22 protein-coding genes are annotated in these 19545 nt (G+C 68.8%); 10 read left to right on the top strand and 12 right to left on the bottom strand.

All coding sequences use genetic code 11. The features are described from left to right. Positions 1 to 9: 9 nt before the first annotated feature. The 3 genes from CVV72_RS19895 to CVV72_RS19885 form a co-directional block, all read right to left on the bottom strand. The gene (locus CVV72_RS19895) at positions 10 to 696 is read right to left on the bottom strand and encodes a winged helix-turn-helix transcriptional regulator (RefSeq protein ID WP_219145255.1); all 687 of its coding nucleotides are present in this window, start codon (positions 694 to 696) and stop codon (positions 10 to 12) included. A gap of 44 nt (positions 697 to 740) precedes the next feature. Next, a complete protein-coding gene (locus CVV72_RS19890) occupies positions 741 to 1553 on the bottom strand; it encodes an AfsR/SARP family transcriptional regulator (protein WP_219145254.1) in 813 nt (270 codons plus the stop codon). Between the two features lie 165 nt (positions 1554 to 1718). Beyond that, complete coding sequence (locus CVV72_RS19885) at positions 1719 to 2291, bottom strand: DNA-binding response regulator (RefSeq protein ID WP_255632785.1); 573 nt, start codon at positions 2289 to 2291, stop codon at positions 1719 to 1721. Positions 2292 to 2763: 472 nt separating this feature from the next. On the opposite strand from CVV72_RS19885, the gene CVV72_RS19880 reads away from it, so the two are divergent. Next, the gene (locus CVV72_RS19880; RefSeq protein ID WP_219145252.1) at positions 2764 to 3768 is read left to right on the top strand and encodes a DUF1702 family protein; all 1005 of its coding nucleotides are present in this window, start codon (positions 2764 to 2766) and stop codon (positions 3766 to 3768) included. Positions 3769 to 3847: 79 nt separating this feature from the next. On the opposite strand, the gene CVV72_RS19875 is transcribed toward CVV72_RS19880, so the two are convergent. Next, on the bottom strand, positions 3848 to 4546 hold the full coding sequence (locus CVV72_RS19875; RefSeq protein WP_219154028.1) for a helix-turn-helix domain-containing protein: 699 nt from the start codon (positions 4544 to 4546) through the stop codon (positions 3848 to 3850). 466 nt (positions 4547 to 5012) lie between these two features. On the opposite strand from CVV72_RS19875, the gene CVV72_RS19870 reads away from it, so the two are divergent. After that, positions 5013 to 5618: a DNA-binding response regulator gene (locus CVV72_RS19870; RefSeq protein WP_125676779.1), complete on the top strand. Its 606-nt coding sequence runs from the start codon at positions 5013 to 5015 to the stop codon at positions 5616 to 5618. 12 nt (positions 5619 to 5630) lie between these two features. On the opposite strand, the gene CVV72_RS19865 is transcribed toward CVV72_RS19870, so the two are convergent. Continuing rightward, positions 5631 to 6710: a glutamate--cysteine ligase gene (locus tag CVV72_RS19865; protein ID WP_219145251.1), complete on the bottom strand. Its 1080-nt coding sequence runs from the start codon at positions 6708 to 6710 to the stop codon at positions 5631 to 5633. Between the two features lie 133 nt (positions 6711 to 6843). Here CVV72_RS19865 and pip point away from each other — a divergent pair, with 133 nt between their 5' ends. Continuing rightward, the gene (gene pip, locus CVV72_RS19860) at positions 6844 to 7779 is read left to right on the top strand and encodes a prolyl aminopeptidase (protein ID WP_219145250.1); all 936 of its coding nucleotides are present in this window, start codon (positions 6844 to 6846) and stop codon (positions 7777 to 7779) included. A gap of 155 nt (positions 7780 to 7934) precedes the next feature. Here the strand turns inward: pip and CVV72_RS41740 are convergent, their stop codons facing one another. From CVV72_RS41740 to CVV72_RS19840, 4 genes are all read right to left on the bottom strand, one after another. Next, positions 7935 to 8120, bottom strand: a complete 186-nt coding sequence (locus tag CVV72_RS41740) for a tyrosine-protein phosphatase (protein WP_255632180.1) — start codon at positions 8118 to 8120, stop codon at positions 7935 to 7937. A gap of 79 nt (positions 8121 to 8199) precedes the next feature. Continuing rightward, on the bottom strand, positions 8200 to 9456 hold the full coding sequence (locus CVV72_RS19850; RefSeq protein ID WP_219145249.1) for an HNH endonuclease signature motif containing protein: 1257 nt from the start codon (positions 9454 to 9456) through the stop codon (positions 8200 to 8202). A 196-nt stretch (positions 9457 to 9652) separates the two neighbouring features. Beyond that, positions 9653 to 10465, bottom strand: coding sequence for a DUF4097 family beta strand repeat-containing protein (locus CVV72_RS19845; protein WP_219145248.1), 813 nt, complete (start codon positions 10463 to 10465; stop codon positions 9653 to 9655). Between the two features lie 143 nt (positions 10466 to 10608). After that, positions 10609 to 11022 (bottom strand): VOC family protein, encoded by a 414-nt coding sequence (locus CVV72_RS19840; protein ID WP_219145247.1) that lies wholly within the window; start codon positions 11020 to 11022, stop codon positions 10609 to 10611. A 105-nt stretch (positions 11023 to 11127) separates the two neighbouring features. Here CVV72_RS19840 and CVV72_RS19835 point away from each other — a divergent pair, with 105 nt between their 5' ends. Together CVV72_RS19835 and CVV72_RS19830 are read left to right on the top strand one after the other, a co-directional pair. Next, entirely contained in the window at positions 11128 to 11982 is an 855-nt protein-coding gene (locus tag CVV72_RS19835) for a sigma-70 family RNA polymerase sigma factor (protein WP_219145246.1), read from the top strand. A gap of 5 nt (positions 11983 to 11987) precedes the next feature. Further along, complete coding sequence (locus CVV72_RS19830; protein WP_219145245.1) at positions 11988 to 12386, top strand: VOC family protein; 399 nt, start codon at positions 11988 to 11990, stop codon at positions 12384 to 12386. Here the strand turns inward: CVV72_RS19830 and ligD (CVV72_RS19825) are convergent. Then, positions 12364 to 13329 (bottom strand): non-homologous end-joining DNA ligase, encoded by a 966-nt coding sequence (ligD, locus tag CVV72_RS19825; protein ID WP_219145244.1) that lies wholly within the window; start codon positions 13327 to 13329, stop codon positions 12364 to 12366. The two genes, CVV72_RS19830 and ligD (CVV72_RS19825), sit on opposite strands and share 23 nt — an antisense overlap. Positions 13330 to 13375: 46 nt before the next feature. On the opposite strand from ligD (CVV72_RS19825), the gene ligD (CVV72_RS19820) reads away from it, so the two are divergent. The 5 genes from ligD (CVV72_RS19820) to CVV72_RS19800 all read left to right on the top strand — a co-directional run bounded on the left by ligD (CVV72_RS19820) (position 13376) and on the right by CVV72_RS19800 (position 18129). Then, on the top strand, positions 13376 to 14293 hold the full coding sequence (gene ligD, locus CVV72_RS19820) for a non-homologous end-joining DNA ligase (protein WP_219145243.1): 918 nt from the start codon (positions 13376 to 13378) through the stop codon (positions 14291 to 14293). A 60-nt stretch (positions 14294 to 14353) separates the two neighbouring features. Next, entirely contained in the window at positions 14354 to 14626 is a 273-nt protein-coding gene (locus CVV72_RS19815) for a hypothetical protein (protein WP_219145242.1), read from the top strand. Between the two features lie 104 nt (positions 14627 to 14730). Beyond that, the gene (locus CVV72_RS19810; protein ID WP_091597598.1) at positions 14731 to 15264 is read left to right on the top strand and encodes a MarR family winged helix-turn-helix transcriptional regulator; all 534 of its coding nucleotides are present in this window, start codon (positions 14731 to 14733) and stop codon (positions 15262 to 15264) included. Positions 15265 to 15343: 79 nt separating this feature from the next. After that, complete coding sequence (locus tag CVV72_RS19805) at positions 15344 to 16708, top strand: aminotransferase class V-fold PLP-dependent enzyme (protein ID WP_219145241.1); 1365 nt, start codon at positions 15344 to 15346, stop codon at positions 16706 to 16708. 32 nt (positions 16709 to 16740) lie between these two features. After that, positions 16741 to 18129, top strand: coding sequence for an amino acid permease (locus CVV72_RS19800; RefSeq protein WP_219145240.1), 1389 nt, complete (start codon positions 16741 to 16743; stop codon positions 18127 to 18129). On the opposite strand, the gene CVV72_RS19795 is transcribed toward CVV72_RS19800, so the two are convergent. Both CVV72_RS19795 and CVV72_RS19790 read right to left on the bottom strand, forming a co-directional pair. Next, complete coding sequence (locus tag CVV72_RS19795) at positions 18107 to 19078, bottom strand: ROK family transcriptional regulator (protein WP_219145239.1); 972 nt, start codon at positions 19076 to 19078, stop codon at positions 18107 to 18109. The genes CVV72_RS19800 and CVV72_RS19795 overlap by 23 nt on opposite strands. An 8-nt stretch (positions 19079 to 19086) precedes the next feature. Continuing rightward, on the bottom strand, positions 19087 to 19515 hold the full coding sequence (locus tag CVV72_RS19790) for a helix-turn-helix domain-containing protein (RefSeq protein ID WP_081809649.1): 429 nt from the start codon (positions 19513 to 19515) through the stop codon (positions 19087 to 19089). Between the last annotated feature and the right edge of the window lie 30 nt (positions 19516 to 19545).

Here is a 19545-nt window from a genome sequence, read left to right as displayed (position 1 = left end):
GGAACGCCCTCAATGCGTGACGAGCCCTTCGGTCTTCGCCGGCGCGGAGGGGATGTGGAACATCCGGGTGAACAGCTCCAGCTTGTCCGGGTCGCCCTTGACGGCCACGGCGCCGCTGGTGAGCGCGCTCGCGGCGTCCATCTCGCCGTTCAGCAGCTTCAGCATGACCGGGCCGCGCGGCTCGATGACGAGGTCCGGGTCCGGGTGCGGGCCTTCGCCCGCGGTCAGTGCGCCGTCCTCGACCACCGCGTGGATGACCATCTCGCCGCCGTAGTGCATCTCGAACGCACAGTGGACGCCACGGGCCGCGTCCGGCTGGAACGTGGTGTACAGCGACAGGACGGCCGAGTCGAGGGTGAACAGGTCGTCCGCCGTCGGGTCGCCGAGCGAACGGGCGCCCCACAGGCCCAGCTGCAGCACGATCTGGTCGAGGTCGTTGCCGTATTCGGTCAGCTCGTAGACCACCCCGGCGTCGAGCTGCGAGAGCACCCGGCGCTGGACGACACCGTGCCGCTCCAGCTCGTTGAGCCGGGTCGACAGGATGCTCATCGGGATCTTCGGCAAGCCCTGTTGTAGCTCGTCGAAGCGTTTCGGGCCGAGTACCAGGTCACGGATCACGAGCAGGGACCAGCGTTCCCCGATGATCTCGAGGGCGCGGGCGAGGCCGCAGAACTGGCCATAGGTGCGAGCGGTCATGCTTGACTCCTCATATTCCTTGATCTGGTGGCGGTGGTGCTCGGTCAGCGGACCGGGTGTCCCTCGGAAAGCAGTTCACGGTGCAGCTCTCGCAGTTCGGCGCTGGGTTTCACCCCCAGTTCGTCCTCGAGCCTGGAGCGCAGCCATTCGTAGGACGCCAGGGCGTCACTGCGTCGTCCGCTGAGCCCCAGCGCGCGGATCAGGTGGGCGTGCAGGGTTTCGTCGAACGGGTCCGCGGTGGTCAGCGACCGCAGGACGCCGAGCATCTCCCGGTGCCGGCCGGCGCGGATCTCGGCGTCGATCCACCGGTCACGGGCGTCGCGCCGGTGCTCCAGCAGATAGACGGTGTAGGCGGCCAAGGTCGGTCCACAATGGATGTTCGCCAGCGGGGGACCGGACCACAGGTCCAGTGCGGTACGGAACGCGTGTGCGGCCGCCGCGTTGTCGCCTTCCTCGAGCAGTTCGCGGCCGAGGCGGTGGAGCCGCTGGAACTCCCACACGTCGACCGCTCCCGCGTCGATCTCGAGCCGGTACCCGGGCGGGCTGGTGACCAGCAGATCGCCGGTTCCGCCGGGATCGAGATGGCGGCGGAGGTGGTGGACGTAGGTGTGCAGGGTCCGGCGGACACTGCGCGGCGGGGCTTCGTTCCACAGCTCGTGGACGAGGGAGTCGACGTGGACCGTCCTGCCGGGGCGGATGAGCAGCATCGCCAGCAGTTGCAGGAGTTTCGGTGTGCTCGGCGCGCGATCGGCGTCATCGATGTGCAGTTCGAGCGGGCCGAGGAGCCGCGCGCGCACCCCGTGCGGCGCACCGGCCGAGGCGGCCGTGTCACCCGGTTCGATCGTCATCGCGTGCATCCCCTGCCCCTCCGGACTCCCCCCTCAATGACGGTGACAGAGGCGGAACCTTCGGAACAGTGCCGGAAACACACTACGAGGCATGATTTTTTCTTTGCCCCGCATGCGATCGTCACGACTTCGGGTACTGAACCGGTTGTGGCAAAAGAGAAGACGCGATCAGAGTCAGAGCCAGTCCGAATCAGCGGCGATGCGGATGGCGTCCACCCGGTTGCGCGCGTTGAGTTTCGTCACCACCGTGGCGAGATAGTTCCGGACCGTTCCCGGTGACAGGAACAGTTCGGCCGCGATGTCGGCGACCGTGCGCCCGTTCGCGGCGAGGCGGAGGATCTCGACCTCCCGCGGGGTCAGCGGGCAGTCCTCGATTTCCCACGCGGACAGGGCGAGTTCGCTGTCGATGACCCGGCGGCCGGTGGCGACCGAGCGGACGGCGTTGGCGAGTTTGTCGGCGGGTGCGTCCTTGAGCAGGAAGCCGTTGACCTTCGCGTCCAGCGCGCGGCGTACGGTGCCCGGACGGCCGAGCGACGTGAGGATCAGGGTGCGGACACTCGGAAGTTGCTGGCAGAGCTCGGAAGCGGCCGTGAGCCCGTCTTTGGCGGGCAGGTCGATGTCGATGATCGCGACGTCCGGCAGGTACTCCGCCGCCATCGGAAGGATCTTGTCGCCGGAACCGACCTCCGCGACGACCTCGATGTCGCGTTCGAGGTTCAGCAGGGCGACCAAGGCGCCGCGGACCATGTGCATGTCCTCGGCCAACAGGACTCGGATCACTCCGACCTCCTCTTCCCCAGAAAAGCAGTAACTCTCAGTGTACCCACCAAACCCGTAAGAGTGAATCTGATTCGCACGATACAAGGTTGCGCTTTTCCCGGCGGGTGCTTCGGTGTGATCAAGTCCTGGTGAGCTGCGGCGATGCGGCGACTTCGAGGGTGATGAAACTGCGAGCGATCGATTACGCACCGTCATGTAGGGGGCCGGTAAAAAGGCCGCGCGGAGTGCATTTCATTCCCTGTTGAGTACTTTCCATTCCGGTGAATTCGCCCGCCGAACGGGTGAACCCGCCTTCTTTCCGGAAGCCGGGGATGGCCTGTTCGGCGGTACCGGCGCGGATCTCGATCGGGCGTCGAGCGGGTGGAGAGCACGGCGTGGTGTCCTCGGCACGAGCCGGTTTCCCGCGCGAATTCGCCACTATCCACAAAGGACGTATGAGATGAGCTCATTGCTGGGTGCTCTGCGCAAGGTGTTGTTCGCGCCTTCGCTGGCTTCGGTCGGCTTCGAGGGGCGAGGGTTCGGGGTGCCGCCGACACCGGCGACCGCCCGCCTGGAGTCGATCCCGCAGTCGGTGGTGTGCGGTTTCGAATGGGGGATCGACGCGCCGGCGCTGTGGGAGGCCGAACGGCGGCTGGACATGGTCGAGCCGGAGCTGCGCGGGTTCGCCTACGAGGGCGCGGCGATGGCGTTCACCATCCTCGACGTCATGCCCGGCGGCCGGAAGGACCGCACGGCCGAACTGATGAGCGGGCCCGGGCTCCCGCACGTGTTCCTGACCTACATCGGCATCGGGTTCGCGATGGCCCGGCTGCCCCGGCCGCTGTGGAAGAAGGTGCTGCCGGAGCTGGACGGCGTCCCGTTCCACCCGACGATGAGCTGGCTGGCCGTCGACGGATACGCCTTCGACCGCGCCTACTTCGACACGGACAAGTGGGTCGGCGAGCAGTTCGTCCCCAAGCCGTACCCGTGGGCGGGTGCCCCCGCCTACTTCCCGCGCGCCTGTGACCAGGGCATCGGGCGGGCGTTGTGGTTCATCAACGGCGGCGATCCGGTGAAGGTCGCCGAGGCGGTGAACCGCTTCCCCGCCGGACGCCGCCCGGACCTGTGGAGCGGAGTCGGGCTGGCCTCGACCTTCGCGGGCGGTTGCGACCAGGCCGGACTGGAGAGGCTGCGCGAGGCAGCGGGGTCGACGGGGGAGTACCAGGACGAACTCGGCCTCGGCGTCGTGTTCGCGGTGAAGGCGAGGACGTTCTCGTCGTTCGTCCCGCGGCACACCCACCTCGCCGCGCGGACGCTCGCCGGGCTGAGCATCGAGGAGGCCGTCGACCTCGCCGACTCGACCGAGGTCACCGAAGACGCCGCGGACGGGACACCCGCGTACGAGTTGTGGCGGCAGAACATCCGGGAGGGGCTCGCCCCTTCGGTGGGCCGCCTGGCCGCCTGAGGCCGCCAGGATGTCGGGAAAGGGCCGTTCAAGACGCCTTCCGCCTTGGAACGACCCTTTCCTGACGCGCGGGTGAGGGTCAGGCCGCGCGCCTGACCGGCTCCGGCCGATGCCGCAGGTCGGGGAGGGCGAGCAGGACCGGCGGGTCGAACAGGCGCTTGGGGCGCACCCGCAGGTCCGCCAGCCGTGCGGTGACGCCCGGCTCCACGGTGATCGGCCCGTGGTGGCCGGTGAGCCCGGTGCCGCGGCGCGTGAGCGGCCCGGTCACGCAGTGCGCGACGAGGTGCCAGGTGCCTTCCGGGACGTCGGTCAGCTGATAGGGGCCGGGGACGTCGATGACCGTGTGCCGCACGGGCGCGCCCTCGGGAATGCGGGTCGGGAAGAGACCGACGAACACGAGGCCGGGTGAGATCTCCGGCGGCGCGGACACGAAACCGCGGACCATCGCCGGCTTCGCGCCGGGAAGGGGTTCGCCCGCCAGGCGGTGCTGGAAACCGCCCTGCCGGCGGTACGCGGAGGGAGAGAGGCCCACCCGGTTGCTGAACCGCGTGCTGAAGGTGCCGACACCGTTGTAACCCACGCGGTGGCTGATGTCGGCGACCGAGATCGAGGTCGTCAGCAGCAGGCGTTTGGCCTCGTCGAGGCGCAGCGCGGACAGGAACCGGCCGGGAGAGACGCCGGTGGCCTGCTGGAACACCCTGCTGAAATGGAATTTACTGAAGGTCGCGGCGCGGGCGATGTCGTCGATAGTGAGCTCTTCGCCCAGTTTCTCGTGCATGGCCCCAATGGCTCGCTCCACGGCTCGCCGGACAGTCTCATCCATTGTGCCGTCCTTTCGCTCGAGGATTTCTGGGATGTTTGCGGTTTCGACACTACTGTTCGCCACCGCTACTCCTGAAGTGCTTGATTCATCGCCCGATATGAATTGCTGTGTGCGGCGACATGAAAATTTCACGGTCGCCGTCCGGTGGCGGGACCATGCGAAAACCACGGTCCGGCAATGGTGCGCGCACTGGATCCCCGTGCCGGGTGGGCGCAGAATTCCTGGTAGCGCATTCACGTCGGAACCACCCCGACCGTGTTGGCGTGGTGCGAAGAACGTATTCCCGCGACAACACAGAACCGGCCCTCGACCGCGCACCCCCTCGGCGGTCAAGGGCCGGTTTCCATTTCGCGGAACGGGTGTGTGAGGATAGTATCGTCGGCTCGGGGGAGAGACGCGGGTGGAAAGGCAGATGGGGTCGATGATCAAGGTCCTGGTGGCCGAGGACATGCATATTGTCCGTGGCGCCCTGGTCGCGCTGCTCGGCTTGGAACCCGACATCGAGGTCGTCGCCGAATGCGCGAGCGGCGACGAAATCCTCCCGCTGGCCCAGTCCGCGCGCCCCGACGTCGCGCTCATCGACATCGACCTGCCGGGCAAGGACGGGCTCACCGCGGCCGCCGAGCTGCATGAGCGGCTTCCCGGCGTCCGCACGCTGATCCTCACTTCGCTCGGCAGCCCCGGCACGCTGCGACGGGCGCTGGCCGCGAAGGTCAACGGCTTCCTTCGCAAGGACGCACCCGCCGACAGGCTCGCCAACGCGGTCCGCGGGGTCGCCGCCGGACGGCGCGTGGTCGACGGCGATCTGGCGCTCGCCGCCTGGGACAGCGAGGACTGCCCGCTCACCACCCGCGAGATCGAGGTGCTCCGGCTGGCGTCGGTCGGCTCCGACCCGACCGAGATCGCCGCCGAGCTGTTCCTGTCCGCCGGTACCGTGCGGAACTACCTGACGACGATCGTTTCGAAGCTCAGCGCCCGCAACCGGGTCGACGCGGTGCGGATCGCCAGGGAGTCCGGCTGGTTGTGACGCGGGGTCGCCTCACCTGGCCGGGACGGTCATCGTGGCGTGCGCGAGCCCCGCGGCGAACTCGCCGGGGGAGGCCGCTTCCGCGAGCAGGCGGCGTTGCCGGGTCGCGCCGGTGCCGTGGCCGAACAGCGCGTCCAACCCTCGCTCGACGTCCTCCTCGTCGCCCGCGGCCCTGAGTGCCGGCCGGACGAACTCGACGAGTTCGCCGAGCAGATCGCGCTGATCGGCCTCCCGGCCGGTGAAGACGTCGATGCCCGGCCCGTCCAGTCCGCGGCGCGCGGCCGCCGTCAACGCCGCGCCGATCCGGGTACCGCGAGCACGCGGCGGTCTCGTGGTTCCGGCGCAGGTCGCGACCAGTCCGCGCACCAGCGCGGCGAGCAGCACCGCGTCGTCGACCGACAGGCAGACGTCGGCGATCCGCACCTCGACCGTGGGATAACGCGGGGAAAGGCGGGCGTAGAAGTACACGCCCGCCGCGTCGAGGGCGGCACGGTGGCGCACGGCCTCCGCGAGGCTCCGGTCGTACGCGGCCGCGCCGGACCATTCTTCGGGTGGTCGCGCCGTCGGCCACCGGTCCCAGAGCGGGAAGCGCCTGCTCGACCATCCTGAGTCGGCGCCGTTTTCGACCGGGGAGTTGGCGCTGAGCGCCAGCAACGGCGCGAGCCACGGCCGCAGCCCGGCGAGGACCCGTGCGCCGAGATCCCGCGACGGCAGGCCGACGTGCACATGGCAGGCGCAGGTCCCCGCCTCACGGATCAGGTCCGGGAACGCCTGTGCCATCCGCCGGTACCGCGGCTCCGGCGTGAGCGCGTCTTCCCGCAGGCCGCAGGGCGGGATGCCCGTCGCCACCATCAGGCAACCGTCGGCCCGCGCCGCCGTCGCGACGATCTGCCGCAGCCGCGTCAGCTCCGAGCGCACCTCGTCGAGGCCGCGGCAGACGCCGGTCGCGGTCTCGATCTGGAACCGCATCAGCTCACCGGTGACGTCCGGGCCGGGGGCGAGGCATTCGATCAGTTCGGGTGCTCGCAGCGCGACCGAGCCGTCCATCGGGTCGAGCAGGACGAACTCTTCTTCCACACCAAGGGTGAACATGGTTCCCCGTTCCGTGGTTTTCGCCGGTATCACTGAATCTGCCCCCTCGGGCGCGGCGACGAAAGGGCCGGTGTGCTGAACTTCGTTGCGGCGAAAGTGTTTCGCGGCCTCACTGACGGTCTAGCCTTGCTTCATGATCGATCTGTATCCACCAGCCGAGCCGTACGACAGCGGACTGCTCGATGTAGGTGACGGCAACACCGTCTACTGGGAGACCTGCGGAAATCCGGCAGGTAAGCCGGCGGTCATGCTGCACGGCGGCCCCGGGCAGGGCTGCACGCCGGGAATGCGGCGAATGTTCGACCCGGCCCGCTACCGGGCGGTGCTGTTCGATCAGCGCGGCTGCGGCCGCAGCACCCCGCACGCGAGCGACCCGGCGACCGACCTGCGGCACAACACGACGGATCATCTCGTCGCCGACATGGAACGGCTGCGGAAGCATCTGGGTATCGAACGCTGGCTCGTCACCGGAGGTTCGTGGGGCACGACGCTCGCGCTCGCCTACGCCGAACGGTTCCCGGAGCGGGTCACCGAGGTCGTCGTCAGCTCCATCAGCACGACACGGCCGTCGGAAATCGACTGGCTCTATCGCGGCGTCGGCCGGTTCTTCCCCGAAGCGTGGGCACGTTTTCGCGGTGACCTCACCGGCGACCTGGTCGCCGCGTACGCACGGCTCATGGAAGACCCCGACGCCCGGGTGCGGACCGAAGCCGCCCGCTCCTGGTGTGTCTGGGAGGACACCGTGCTGTTACTGGAAACTGGTGTGACTGTCCACAATGGTCCGATCGGCGAGTGGGAACTAGCGTTCGCACGTATCGTCACGCACTATTACTCCCACGCGGGCTGGCTGGAACCCGGCGAGCTGATCCGCGACGCCGGTGTGTTGCGGAACATTCCCGGCGTGCTGATCCACGGCCGCCGGGACCTGAGCTGCCCGGTGGACACGGCTTGGGAACTCGCCCGCGCCTGGCCCGGAGCGGAGCTGCTGATCGACGACGACTCGGGACATCGCTCGAGTGACGTGAAACTGGCGTGGAAGCTGGCGGCGTTGGAGCGGTTCGCGGTCTGAGGATGACGCGGGACCGCGCGGACTCGGGCGTGCTTGTGAGGTCCCAGCTCCGCGCTTGGTGGTCCTGGTAGGGACCGTGTGGATTTCGGGTCATCTAACGCGACAAAATCCACACAGTCGCGGCTGCTTCGGAGATGGGCCGGACGGTGCGTCACTCAGCTGAACGAAGACGTCCGCGATCCGGCATTGGTTTCGTCGAGCATGCTTCGGTAGGCGTCCGGCATGATGGTGCCTTGTTCGGCCAGTTCGGCGATCAGGAGAGTGTTGCGGGCCAACCGGTTGTGGTTGTCCGATCGGAAAAGCGCGCCGAAGCGGACCCGCCGCTCATCGGTCGAGGGCAAGCCGCCTGCGTCGCGGCCGTTGAGGCGGCCATCCCAAGCCGGTTTCATCGAGCTCAGGCGGTTTCTCACAGGGTTCGGCCTATGTTCTGCGGTGCATGGTGTTGCGTCTCGGTGTGCCGGTGGGGTCGAGGTAGGCGGGTGGGGTGAAGTCGGGGAGTCCGTCTTGGGCTATTTGGACTTTCCATTCGCTGTGGTGGATCAGCCGGTGGTGTTTGGTGCAGAGCAGCACGAGGTTGTCGATTTTTGTTTCGCCGTGGTGTCGCCAGAAAACGATGTGGTGGGCGGTGCAGCGGGGGACGGGCATGTCGCAGCCGGGGAAGGCGCAGCCGCCGTCGCGGAGGGTGAGTGCGTATTTTTGGGCGAGGGACACGGTGCGTTTGGAGCGGCCGATGTCGAGGGGTTCTCCGGCGGTGCCGAGGACGCCGAGGCGGACGCGGGCGTCGCAGGCGAGGATGCGGGCGTCGGTGGCGCTGATCGGGCCGACGAGGTCGAGGTGTGCTTCGCCGATGTCGCGGATGAGGTCGTCGTAGGCCATGGTGACGAGGATGTGGGTGGCTTCGCCTGCTTGGCCGGGGAGGTTGCGGCTGGTGGTTTTCAGGCGGACGTAGTCGGTGAAGGCATTCCCGTAGCGTTCGTCTTGGGTGCGGGAGTCGCGGATGCCGTCGATGGCTTTGTGGGGTTTGGCCAGGGGGTCGAGGTCGGATTTGAGGCGGGCGTAGGTTTCGAGGTCGAGTCTGGCTTTGAGGCCGAGGGTGCCGTCGCGGTGGGTGACGAACCGTAGTTCGGGTCGGGTGTCTTTGGGGTCGTCGTTGCGGGGTTCTTTCCCGTCGGGGTCGAGTTTGTCCAGCAGGCGGCGTCCGGCGCGGGCGATCTGCCGGGGCCCGGCACGACGGGCGAGGTCGACCAAGATCTTCTCCCCGGCCCGCACCTCCTCCTCGGGGACCGTGGACGGGATCCGCGCGAGAGTCTTGATGATGGCGTCGATCTGCGATCCGCCGATCGCGCCCTCCGCCGCGGCTTCAGCCGTCAATGGCGCCAGGGGCGGCTCGGGGTCTCCGCCGATGGACGGGCCGGGATGCAAAGCCAGGACCCGGTCTGCGCGTGCACTGGCTTCCTTGTCGGTCACGAGGAAGTCCTCGAAGATCAGTGCCGCCAAGGTCGAATGACCGCTGCACCCACGAATCCCGCGGGAATTGATTTCCGCGAGGATCGCGTTCTGTTCCGCATCCGCCCGGCGCTTCACAATCTCGAGTTCTTGTTTACGGGCATGCAGCGTCGCGGTATCGACGCGCCACCACTCGGTGGACGTCTCCTGGGGTGCATCGTCGCTGGCCACGACTTCAAGTTACTCCGTATCGAACACGTGCGCTAGCCCAAACGGCCCAACGGAGAAAATTGCCAAGAAACGGCAACCGCGAAGGAGTCTTTAAGCGCGCGAAGAGCGCGAAGAGTGCGAAGTGAGCGACGCGAGCAAAACGAAGCGGAGGTGGTCGCAATTAGCCGACTAATTGCGACCACCCCGGCCTTGAGGCTCACGCGGCGCGGTGGATGACGATGTCGTCGAGCCGCGTGCGGGCGTGGACCTTGACACCGCCCTCGCCGTCGGCGACGGAGTTGCGCACGGATCCCTTGGTGCTCTTGGCATCCACCGACGCGGCCTCCGCTTCGACGCCGACCTCGATGCCGCCGGACGCGTTCGCCAGTTCGGCGGAACCGCGTGACAGCCGCCCGATGCGGATCGGGCAGTTGGCGGCCTGTGCGTTGACGTCGCCGTCGGCGCGGTCGATGTCGAAACTGCCACTCGCACCGGCGAGGTCGACGTCGGACCGCGCGTGCCCGATCCAGACCTTTCCGGTCGAACCGGAGTACCTGACGACACCGCCGGCCTCGCCGATCCGGACTCCGGCCGAGCCGCCTTCTACGTCCACGGTCCCGGCGACGTGCCCGATCGCGACCTCACCGGCCGCGAGGTCGCCGCGCACCGCCGTGACGCGGTCGAGGTGGATCCGGCCCGACGACATCTCCAGCGAGCAGTCGCCGAACTGCCCATCGGCGTTCACGTCCGACCAGGCCGTGTTCAGCACCAGCCGTGAACCGGTGGGCACTTCGACGGTGATCGCGACCGAGCCGTCCTTGCCGCCGGCCTTCTTCGTCTCGATCGACAGTTTCCCGCCGTCGAAGCCGACCTTGGTGTTGGCGGCGACCTTCACGTCCGACTTGCTCGCGGCGTCGATCGGCTCGACCAGCACCACCGTGTCCGGGCGCTCGCTCGCGGCGACGCGCACCCGGGCACCGGCGATGGTCAGCGTGGCGGTGATCGGCTCCGGCGTGGGGAAAACAGACATCTCGAACTCCTCGGTGGTGGTGATCTCTCGTGGTGAAAGCAACGATCACCGACCGGCCTGACACCGGACCGCCACGGCGCTGACACGCCGGGGACACGGTCCCGGTCCCTCGCGCGGGGGCGAGGGGCCGGGCTACGCGGCGATCACTCCGCGTACGGCTGATCCGTGCCCTTCGCGCTGTAACCGATGCTCCAGATGTAGCCGTCCAGGTCCGCGAAGGTGCCGCCGTACCCACCCCACGGCAGGGCGCCCGCGGGTTTCAGGATCGTGGCGCCGGCCTTCTCCGCCTCCGCGACGACCTCGTCGACGCGGGTTTCGCTGCGGACGACGTAGGTCAGGACCAGCCCGCTGAACCCGCTGCCGTCGGCGCTCGTGCCCACCTGACCGGCCAGTCCTTCGCGGCCGTAGAAGCCGACCCGCGAGCCGCCGTCCGGTTCGAAGAACACCGAGACGCCGTAGTCGTCCTTGATCTTCCAGCCGAGCCCCTCGGTGTAGAACGCCTTGGCCCTGGCCATGTCCTGGACACCGAGGAGGATCGAGCTGACGTGCGCTTTCATGATGTTCTCCCGTGAGGTCGTGAAGGTGGTCGTACCGGCGATGTCACAACGGGACGGGTTCGCCGGTCATTCGATGTGACCGACCCGGACGGAGGAATGTGACAGATGGCCGAGCACGATTGGGTGAGCGAGCGGTTCGCCGAGCACCAAAGCCGCTTGCGGGCGGTGGCCTACCGGATCCTCGGCTCACCGGGCGAGGCCGAGGACGCGGTGCAGGAGGCGTGGCTGCGGGTCAGCCGCGCGGAGACCGGCGAGATCGAGAATCCGGCGGGCTGGCTGACCACGGTCGTCGCCAGGGTGTGCCTGAACATGCTGGAATCCCGTCGCGCCAGGCGGGAGGAGTCAGCCGGAGCCATGCCGCCCGAGCCCGCCACGCCGGACACCGCCCAGGAAGACCCGGAGGACGAGGCGTTGCTGGCCGACTCGGTCGGGGTCGCGCTGATGGTGGTGCTGGACAAGCTGACCCCCGCCGAGCGGCTCGCGTTCGTCCTGCACGACGTGTTCGCCGTGTCGTTCGGCGAGATCGGCACCGTCCTCGGCCGTTCCCCGGCCGCCTCCCGGCAGCTCGCGAGCCGGGCGCGGCGCCGGGTGCAGACCGCCTCGGACGAGACCGACGCCGCGCGATCCCCGAATCGGGAGGTCATCGCCGCCTTCCTGGCCGCTGCCCGGAACGGGGATTTCGAAGCCCTGCTCGAACTGCTCGACCCGGACGCCGTGGTCGGCGAGGTCCGCGGCGGCCAGGCGGTGGCGGCCTTCTTCTCCGGACGCGCTGAGGCGGCCCGGCTCGCCCTGGTCGACGGCGTTCCGTCGGCCGTCTGGTCGCATCGCGGCGAGGCGAAGGCCGTCTTCACGTTCAGTTTCGGCGACGGGAAGATCACCCGGATCGACATCGACACCGACCCAGAGCGTCTCCGGGGCCGCGACATCGCCTTTCTCAGCGCCAAAGTCAGCGAAGTCTGACCGGCATGGACCTCCGGTTCTCCTCCTGCACGCTCGCCGTCCACGATCTCGGCAGCGCGCTCGGCTTCTACCGTGACGTGCTCGGCTTCACCGTGTGGAACGACGGGCCGGTGAGCGTCGGCCCGCCTTCGCAGCCGGACGTGCGGATCGTCCTCGAACCACCCGGCGCCGACCGGGGCGCCTCACCGGCGGACCGGTCCGCGATCGAAGACCTGATGTCCAAAGCCTTGCTGAGCCGTCTCGTTTTCGCGACCGACGACTGCGACGGCACTTTCGAGCGCATCGAGGCCGCGGGCGCGGAAGTCATGCAGGAGCCGATCGACCGGCCCGGCGGCGCCCGCGATTGCGCCTTCCTCGACCCCTCCGGGAACATGCTGCGCTTCATTCAGCGGAGGGAAGAGTGACATCCTCGGGTGTCTTGTCCGCCCGCAGTCCTCGCCAGGTCGTGTGCCGCAGGCGGCCGTCCGGGGTCCAGTTCCGGTGGACGACCTCCCCGACGAGTTCGGGCTCGACCCAGCGCACTCGCCGTGCCCGGTCGCGGGGGACCTCCGAAGTGAACGGTGACTTCTTCCGTTCCAACGGGGTGAGCCGGGCGTGGAGATCTTCGAGGACCTTGTCGCTGAAGCCGGTGCCGACGTCGCCGATGTACCGAAGGTCGCCGGATTCGTCATACGCGCCCAGCAGCAACGCGCCGAGTGTCCCCGAGCGCCGTCCGTCGCCGGGGCGCCAGCCGCCGATCACGACCTCCCGGGTGAGCCACAGCGCCCGTTTGATCCAGTGCCGAGTCCGCTTGCCAGGGTGGTACCGGCTGTCGAGCTTCTTCGCGATCAGCCCTTCGAGCCCGTGTTGCCGGACGACTTCGAGCAGCTGATCGGGGGAGATGTCGCCGTCGGTGTACGCCGGAGGGACGGCGATGCGCCCACCCACGCCCAACGACGTCAGCACCTCGCGCCGAGCCTCGTACGGCTCGTCGAGCAGGGCGTCGCCGTCGAGGAACAGCACGTCGAAGGCGAAGAAGTGCACTGGGCTGCGTTCCAGCAGCGACTCGTCCGGAGTGCGCAGATGCCGCGTTTGCAGCATCGGGAAGCTGGGGCGCCCCTGGTCGTCGAGGACGACGATCTCGCCGTCGAGGACGGCCTCCCGGCCGTTGAGCGCTTCGGCGGTCACGTCCGGGTACGTCGCCGTGATGTCGAGGCCGCGGCGGCTGGTCAGGCGCGTGTCGCCGTCCCGTGCGACACGCAGGCAGCAGCGGTAGCCGTCCCATTTGTATTCGTAGCCCCAGCCGCCGGTGGGCAGGTCACCGTCCGTCGCCAGCATCGGGGCGATCGCGTCCGGCACGGTGCTCATGCCTCACGGTACCCCGGAAACCCCGCCGGTGATCTATCGTCGAAGGGTGCCTGAAGAGCGGATAACGGTCGAGGTCGAGGGGCGACGGCTGGGCTTGTCCAATCTGGACAAGGTGCTCTACCCCGCGCACGGTTTCACCAAACGCGAGGTCCTCGACTACTACCGCCGGATAGCCCCGGTCATGCTCCCCCATCTGCGCGATCGCGCCGCCACCTTCCGCCGCTTCCCGGACGGCGTCGACGGCGAACCGTTCTACGAGAAGAACGTTTCCCGGCACGCCCCCGACTGGGTGCGCACGGCGCGGCTCACCAACCGCGGCCGCCGGGGCGGGGACGAGACGCTCGACTACCCGGTCGTCGGCGACCTGCCCACCCTGATGTGGGCGGCCAATCTCGCCGCGCTGGAACTGCACATTCCACAGTGGACGGTCGGCCCGCGCGGCGCGCGGAGATCGCCCGATCTGCTGGTGTTCGACCTCGATCCCGGGCCGCCCGCGGACGTCGTCGACTGCTGCCGGGTGGCCGAGACCCTCAGCGACCTGCTCGTCGGAGACGGGCTCACGGTGTACGCGAAAACCAGCGGCAACAAGGGAATGCAGCTGTACTGCCCGGTTCGTACGCGATCCGACGAACGCACCTCCGAGTACGCCAAGGCCGTCGCGGAGGAACTCGCGCGCCGCTCACCGGAAACCGTGGTCGCGAGGATGACGAAGGCCATCCGCCCCGGTCGCGTGTTCATCGACTGGAGCCAGAACAACACCGCCAAGACCACCATCGCGCCGTACTCGCTGCGAGGCCGCGCCATCCCGACCGTCTCCACGCCGGTGACCTGGGAGGAGGTCGAAGCCTGCCGCAAGGCGGAGGATCTGCTGTTCACCGCCGAGCAGGTGCTCGAACGCGTCGAAGAGCTGGGCGACCTGTTCGGCGACATCGCCGACCACCGCGCGGCCGTGCCCGCCCGGTGACCGGCGTCATGTTTGAACCGCGGTGGACGGGAAACTCCCAGTTCAGAGGAGTGACCCCGAATGAACGAGACAGCGAAAGACCCCGAAGGCCTCTCATACCGCGCCCTGGCCATGCTGCGAGCCGTGGCTCAGGGCCGGGGTGAGATCACCGTCAGCCTGGAGCCGGATCTCTATGTCGACGGCCTGCCGTGCAGCGACCAGAGCACGGCCCACCGCCTCGCCCACGCCGGACTGATCCGGATGCCCGCCGGTGGCGTTCCCGGCAGCCGGGTACGCGCGGAATTGTCCGAAACAGGACAAGATCTCCTGGAGCCGCTCGCGTCCGCCGCTTAGTCCCGGAAAGACCACTGTGGACTCACGCCCGTTCCGCATACGATCGGCGGAGCGGGCGCGCGGGGGTGCGTGCCCATCGGCTGGTACCTCCGGTGCCGGTGAGGATGTGGCTGTTGACCGGGTATCACACACTGGCCGAGACCGAGAACGCCGTGCGGGCCAAGCTGGGCGGGATCCCGCTGCTGTGGGAGCGGATGGAGGCGGTGGCCAATCTCCACCGCGCCGCGACCGCCGTCCGGCTGCATTTCGAGAACTCGGTCCTGCGCACCGCCGGCCTCACCTGGACCGCGTTCGTGGTGCTGTGGGTGGTGTGGATCTTCGGCGAGAAGGAGACCCGGCACGTCGCCGCGGAGTCCGGTATCACCAAGGGGACGCTGACCGGGGTCATGAAGACCCTGGAGGCGCACGGCCTGGTCACCCGCCGCAAACATCCGGTCGACGGACGTTTGGTACTGCTCGCGCTGACCCCGGAAGGCGAGCGCCTGATGCGGGAGCTCTTCCCGGAGTTCAACCAGGAGGAAGCGTTCGTCACCGCACGGCTCAGCCCCGCGGACTGCACCGAGCTGGCCGCTTCGCTGCGGGAGATCGTCAGGCAGCTGGAGGAGAAGGGCGAGGAGCGGCGTACCCGGAAGAGCTGACCCCTACCGAAGACGGTTGCGCGAGACCTCCGCCGGCTCCTACGTTTTTTGGAGCCGAACGACGCGAGGGGCGCGCTTGATGGACTTCCGGTACTGGCTCGGTCAGGCCTTGACGTCGAACGAGGCGTGGGCGGAGACGTTCGGCTCCTTCCGGCCGCATCCGTCGCTGGAGATCTCCGACGGGCGGTTCGAAGCCGCGTTCGAAGAGCTCACCGAGCGGTTGAAGGACAACTACCCGTTCTTCCACCCGTCCTACGCCGGCCAGATGCTCAAACCGCCGCATCCGGCCGCGGTGGTCGGCTACCTGGCCGCGATGCTGGTCAACCCCAACAACCACGCGCTCGACGGCGGCCCCGCGACCGCGGAGATGGAACGCGAGGTCGTCCGGCAGCTGGCCACGATGTTCGGTTACCGGGAGCACCTGGGGCATCTGACCACCAGCGGCACGGTGGCGAACCTCGAAGCGCTGTTCGTCGCGCGGGAAACGCATCCGGGCAGGGGGATCGCGTACAGCGCCGAGGCGCACTACACGCACGGCCGGATGTGCGGGGTGCTCGGCGTCGAGGGGCATACGGTGCCTGTCGACGCGCGCGGCGCGATGGATCTCGACGCGCTCGAAGAACTCTTGCGCACCGGGAAGATCGGCACCGTGGTGCTCACCGCCGGCACGACCGCGCTCGGCACGGTGGAGCCGGTCCACGAGGCGCTGGCGCTGCGGGACCGCTACGGCGTCCGGGTACACGTCGATGCCGCCTACGGTGGCTTCTTCCGGCTTCTGTCCGGTTTGGACGGTCCGGAAGGGCTACCCGAAGCCCCGTGGCTCGCCATCGCCGAGGCCGATTCGATCGTCATCGATCCGCACAAGCACGGCCTCCAGCCCTACGGTTGCGGCGCGGTGCTGTTCAAGGACCCCGCGGCGGGCCGGTTCTACCTGCACGATTCGCCGTACACCTACTTCACCTCGGAAGACCTGCATCTCGGCGAGATCAGCCTCGAATGCTCCCGGGCGGGGGCGGCCGCCGCCGCGTTGTGGCTCACCTTCCGGGTGCTGCCGCCCACACCCGACGGGCTGGGCCGGGTGCTCGCGGCCGGGCGGCGCGCGGCGTTGCGGTGGGCGAAGCTGCTGGAGGACTCCGAGCGGTTCGATCTGTACCAGCCACCGGAACTCGACATCGTCACCTACTTCCCGCGCACGGAACCGTTCTCGCTGTCGAACATCGACCAGGCGAGCGCACGGATCCTGCGCAACGGCATGGCCGCGGCGCGGGAACCGGTGTTCCTCAGCACGCTGCGGGTGAGCGAGCCGCGGTTCGGTCTGCGTCACACCGGGGTCGACGCGGATGCGGACGGCGCGCGGATCCTGCGTAGCGTGCTGATGAAGCCCGAAAGCGAGGACCACGTCGACCGGCTCCACGAGCGGCTGGAAGAGTTGGCCCGCGGTTGAGCTCCCGAGTACCGCAGACGAATGGATCCGCCATGCCCGCACCAGGTCCCGCCGAACCCGTGACCGCGATCGAGACCCGGTCGCTCGGTACCGGCTTCCGGCGGCGGCACGTCACCATGCTGGCCATCAGCGGCGCGATCGGCGCCGGGCTGTTCGTCGGCACCGGCGCGGGGATCAAGACCGCGGGCCCCGGCATCCTGCTCTCGTACGTGGTCGCGGGTCTGCTCATGGTGCTCGTGATGCGCATGCTGGGCGAGATGGCCGCCGCCGAGCCGAGCAGCGGTTCGTTCTCGGTGTACGCGGAAAAGGCGCTCGGTCGCTGGGCCGGGTTCACCGTCGGCTGGCTGTACTGGTCGCTGCTGGTGGTCGTGGTCGCGGCCGAGGCCACCGCGGCGGCCGGGATCGCGAACGGCCTGCTGCCGCAGATTCCACAGTGGACCTGGGTGCTGCTGTTCATGGCCGTGCTGACCGTGGTGAACCTGTTCGCCGTGCGCTCGTTCGGGGAGTTCGAGTTCTGGTTCGGTGCGATCAAGGTGACCGCCGTGGTCGGTTTCCTCGTCCTCGGCACACTGGCGGTGTTCGGGATCCTGCCGGGCACGTCGCCGGTCGGCCTCGACAACCTCACCGGGCACGGCGGTTTCCTGCCCAACGGCCTCCAAGGCGTGCTGACCGGTCTGCTCGCGGTCGCGTTCTCCTTCGGCGGCATGGAACTGGTCACCATCGCCGCGGCGGAGTCCGACGACCCGGCGGATTCGATCCGGCGCACCACGCGCACGGTCATCGTGCGGCTGCTGCTGTTCTACGTCGGTTCCGTGGCGCTGATGGTGCTGTTGCTGCCGTGGGAGACCGCTTCGGCCAACACCAGCCCGTTCGTGACCATCCTGGAGCGGATCGGGGTGCCGTCGGCCGCGCTCCTGATGAGTTTCGTCGTGCTGACGTCGTTGCTCTCGGCGCTGAACGCGAACCTCTACGGCGCCTCGCGGATGGTGTTCTCCCTGGCCGGCCGCGGTGAAGCGCCGCGCGCGATGCTGAAGCTGTCCTCCGCCGGCGTCCCGCGGACGGCGGTGCTCGCGTCGGTGGCCTTCGGTTTCGTGGCCGTACTGCTGAACTTCCTCGCCCCCGAACATGTCCTGCCGTTCCTGCTGAACGCCATCGGCGCGAACATCCTGCTGGTCTGGATCTTCATCGCGATCTCCCAGCTCAAGCTGCGCCGTGCCGCCGACCGCGACGGCACGGCCGCGGACCTGCCGGTGCGGATGTGGGGTTTCCCGTGGCTCAGCTGGGTCGCGCTGATCGCGATGGCGGGCGTGCTCCTGCTCATGTGGACGGACGCCGACGCGCGGACGCAGCTGTTCACCAGCGGTGCGGTGGCCGTGCTGATCGTGGTGATCGGCCTGCTCAGGCGACATCCGCGACGCTGAACAGGTCGCGCTCCACCCGGCTCAGCGCCAGCCGGACCGCGCCGAGCGCCACCGAGTCTTCGCCGAGGGCCGACGTCTCGACACGCACCGGGAAGAGGCACAGCCTGGCCAGTTCGGCGCGCAGTTCCGTGGCCAGCTCCCCGGTGCCGCCGCACACCACCAGTTGCGGGTCGACGGCGAGGACGGTGGCGGCGACGAGCTCGGCGAACCCGCCTGCCGGTCGCAGGGCGCCGATCTCGCCTGCCGCGCCGTGGTGGCCCGCGTGCAGCTTCCCGCCGAGCAGCAGGCCCAGCGAGACGGTGCGCCCGGTCCGCACGTAGACGACGTCGTCGACACCGCGCGCGGCACCGCGCCAGTGTTCGGCCAGCGTGGCGAGCCCGGTGTCGTTCCCGGCCAGTACCGGGCAGCCGCCGCCGAACTCCGCGGGCAGGTCGACGCCGGTCCAGCCGGGAAGGCGGTGGTTGCGGACGACCTTGCCGCCGGACACCACGCCGGTCGTGCCGATACCGAGCACCCGCACGTCGACGTGGCCTTCGACGGCCGCGGCGAGCACCCGGTGCGCGGTGCCGAGCCGGTCGGCCGCGTCTGTCTCCGGGGTGAGTCCGGCCTTCGCCCGCCCGACGATCTCGCCCCGCAGATCGGCGACCAGGCACAACGCCTGATGCGGGCCGATCTCCAGGCCGGCGACGTGCCCGGACTCGTGGCGGAAGCGGTATCGCTTGGCAGGCCGCCCCACCGGCCGCGGCGCGCCGGGAGGAAGCGGGACCTCCTCGACCAGCCCCTGTTCACCGAGGTCGGCGGCGATCTCCTCGACCGTCGGACGGGACACCTCGCTCGCCTTGACCAGTTCCGCGAGGGTGAGTTCGTCGGCCTCGTACAGCGCCCGCAGGACGGCGATGGCGTTGAGCCGCCGCAGCAGTGACGGATCCCCTCCGGACAGTCTGGCCATACGGCTCCCTAGGCGGTGACGCGTTTGTCGTACTGGGCGCGCGCGAGGGCGATCTCGCTCTGGTGGTCCTCGGTCCAGGTGACCAGCGACTGGATCGTCTTGTGCAGCGTCATCCCCAGCGGTGTCAGCGCGTACTCGACGCGCGGTGGCACCACTGGATAGACGGTGCGGCTCACCAGGCCGTCCCGCTCGAGGTGCCGCAGCGTGGTGGTGAGCATGCGCTGGCTGATGCCGTCGATCTTGTACTTGAGCTCGGTGAACCGCAGCGTGTTCCGGTCGAGCAGCGCGATGACCAGCAGCGACCACTTGTCCGCCACCCGGTCGAGGATCTGGCGGACCTCACAGTCCTCGCGCGTGTCCCACTGGAAGGCCTCGTAGTCCTCCTCGGTGAGTTCACAACGACTGGGTGAGTTCAAAGTGCCTTCTTCCATGGTCATCGATGGTGACGGAAGATCCCCTTGGTTACA

Origin of the sequence: Amycolatopsis sp. TNS106 (assembly GCF_019330265.1) — a bacterium.
Lineage (GTDB): Bacteria > Actinomycetota > Actinomycetes > Mycobacteriales > Pseudonocardiaceae > Amycolatopsis > Amycolatopsis lurida.
Note: the sequence above shows the minus strand (reverse complement) of the source record. Positions and strands in the feature narration are given on the sequence as shown.

Excerpts from the sequence above, each read along its gene's own strand:
- CVV72_RS19815 (WP_219145242.1), top strand. The coding sequence starts at position 14,354 with ATGAACGAGACAGCGAAAGACCCCGAAGGCCTCTCATACCGCGCCCTG.
- CVV72_RS19795 (WP_219145239.1), bottom strand. The coding sequence starts at position 19,078 with ATGGCCAGACTGTCCGGAGGGGATCCGTCACTGCTGCGGCGGCTCAAC.
- CVV72_RS19845 (WP_219145248.1), bottom strand. The coding sequence starts at position 10,465 with ATGTCTGTTTTCCCCACGCCGGAGCCGATCACCGCCACGCTGACCATC.
- CVV72_RS19835 (WP_219145246.1), top strand. The coding sequence starts at position 11,128 with ATGGCCGAGCACGATTGGGTGAGCGAGCGGTTCGCCGAGCACCAAAGC.
- CVV72_RS19805 (WP_219145241.1), top strand. The coding sequence starts at position 15,344 with ATGGACTTCCGGTACTGGCTCGGTCAGGCCTTGACGTCGAACGAGGCG.
- CVV72_RS19865 (WP_219145251.1), bottom strand. The coding sequence starts at position 6,710 with ATGTTCACCCTTGGTGTGGAAGAAGAGTTCGTCCTGCTCGACCCGATG.
- CVV72_RS19790 (WP_081809649.1), bottom strand. The coding sequence starts at position 19,515 with ATGACCATGGAAGAAGGCACTTTGAACTCACCCAGTCGTTGTGAACTC.
- CVV72_RS19885 (WP_255632785.1), bottom strand. The coding sequence starts at position 2,291 with ATGGTCCGCGGCGCCTTGGTCGCCCTGCTGAACCTCGAACGCGACATC.
- CVV72_RS19800 (WP_219145240.1), top strand. The coding sequence starts at position 16,741 with ATGCCCGCACCAGGTCCCGCCGAACCCGTGACCGCGATCGAGACCCGG.
- CVV72_RS19895 (WP_219145255.1), bottom strand. The coding sequence starts at position 696 with ATGACCGCTCGCACCTATGGCCAGTTCTGCGGCCTCGCCCGCGCCCTC.
- CVV72_RS19810 (WP_091597598.1), top strand. The coding sequence starts at position 14,731 with ATGTGGCTGTTGACCGGGTATCACACACTGGCCGAGACCGAGAACGCC.
- ligD (WP_219145244.1), bottom strand. The coding sequence starts at position 13,329 with ATGAGCACCGTGCCGGACGCGATCGCCCCGATGCTGGCGACGGACGGT.
- CVV72_RS19870 (WP_125676779.1), top strand. The coding sequence starts at position 5,013 with ATGATCAAGGTCCTGGTGGCCGAGGACATGCATATTGTCCGTGGCGCC.
- CVV72_RS19840 (WP_219145247.1), bottom strand. The coding sequence starts at position 11,022 with ATGAAAGCGCACGTCAGCTCGATCCTCCTCGGTGTCCAGGACATGGCC.
- CVV72_RS19830 (WP_219145245.1), top strand. The coding sequence starts at position 11,988 with ATGGACCTCCGGTTCTCCTCCTGCACGCTCGCCGTCCACGATCTCGGC.
- CVV72_RS19880 (WP_219145252.1), top strand. The coding sequence starts at position 2,764 with ATGAGCTCATTGCTGGGTGCTCTGCGCAAGGTGTTGTTCGCGCCTTCG.
- pip (WP_219145250.1), top strand. The coding sequence starts at position 6,844 with ATGATCGATCTGTATCCACCAGCCGAGCCGTACGACAGCGGACTGCTC.
- CVV72_RS19890 (WP_219145254.1), bottom strand. The coding sequence starts at position 1,553 with ATGCACGCGATGACGATCGAACCGGGTGACACGGCCGCCTCGGCCGGT.
- CVV72_RS19875 (WP_219154028.1), bottom strand. The coding sequence starts at position 4,546 with ATGCACGAGAAACTGGGCGAAGAGCTCACTATCGACGACATCGCCCGC.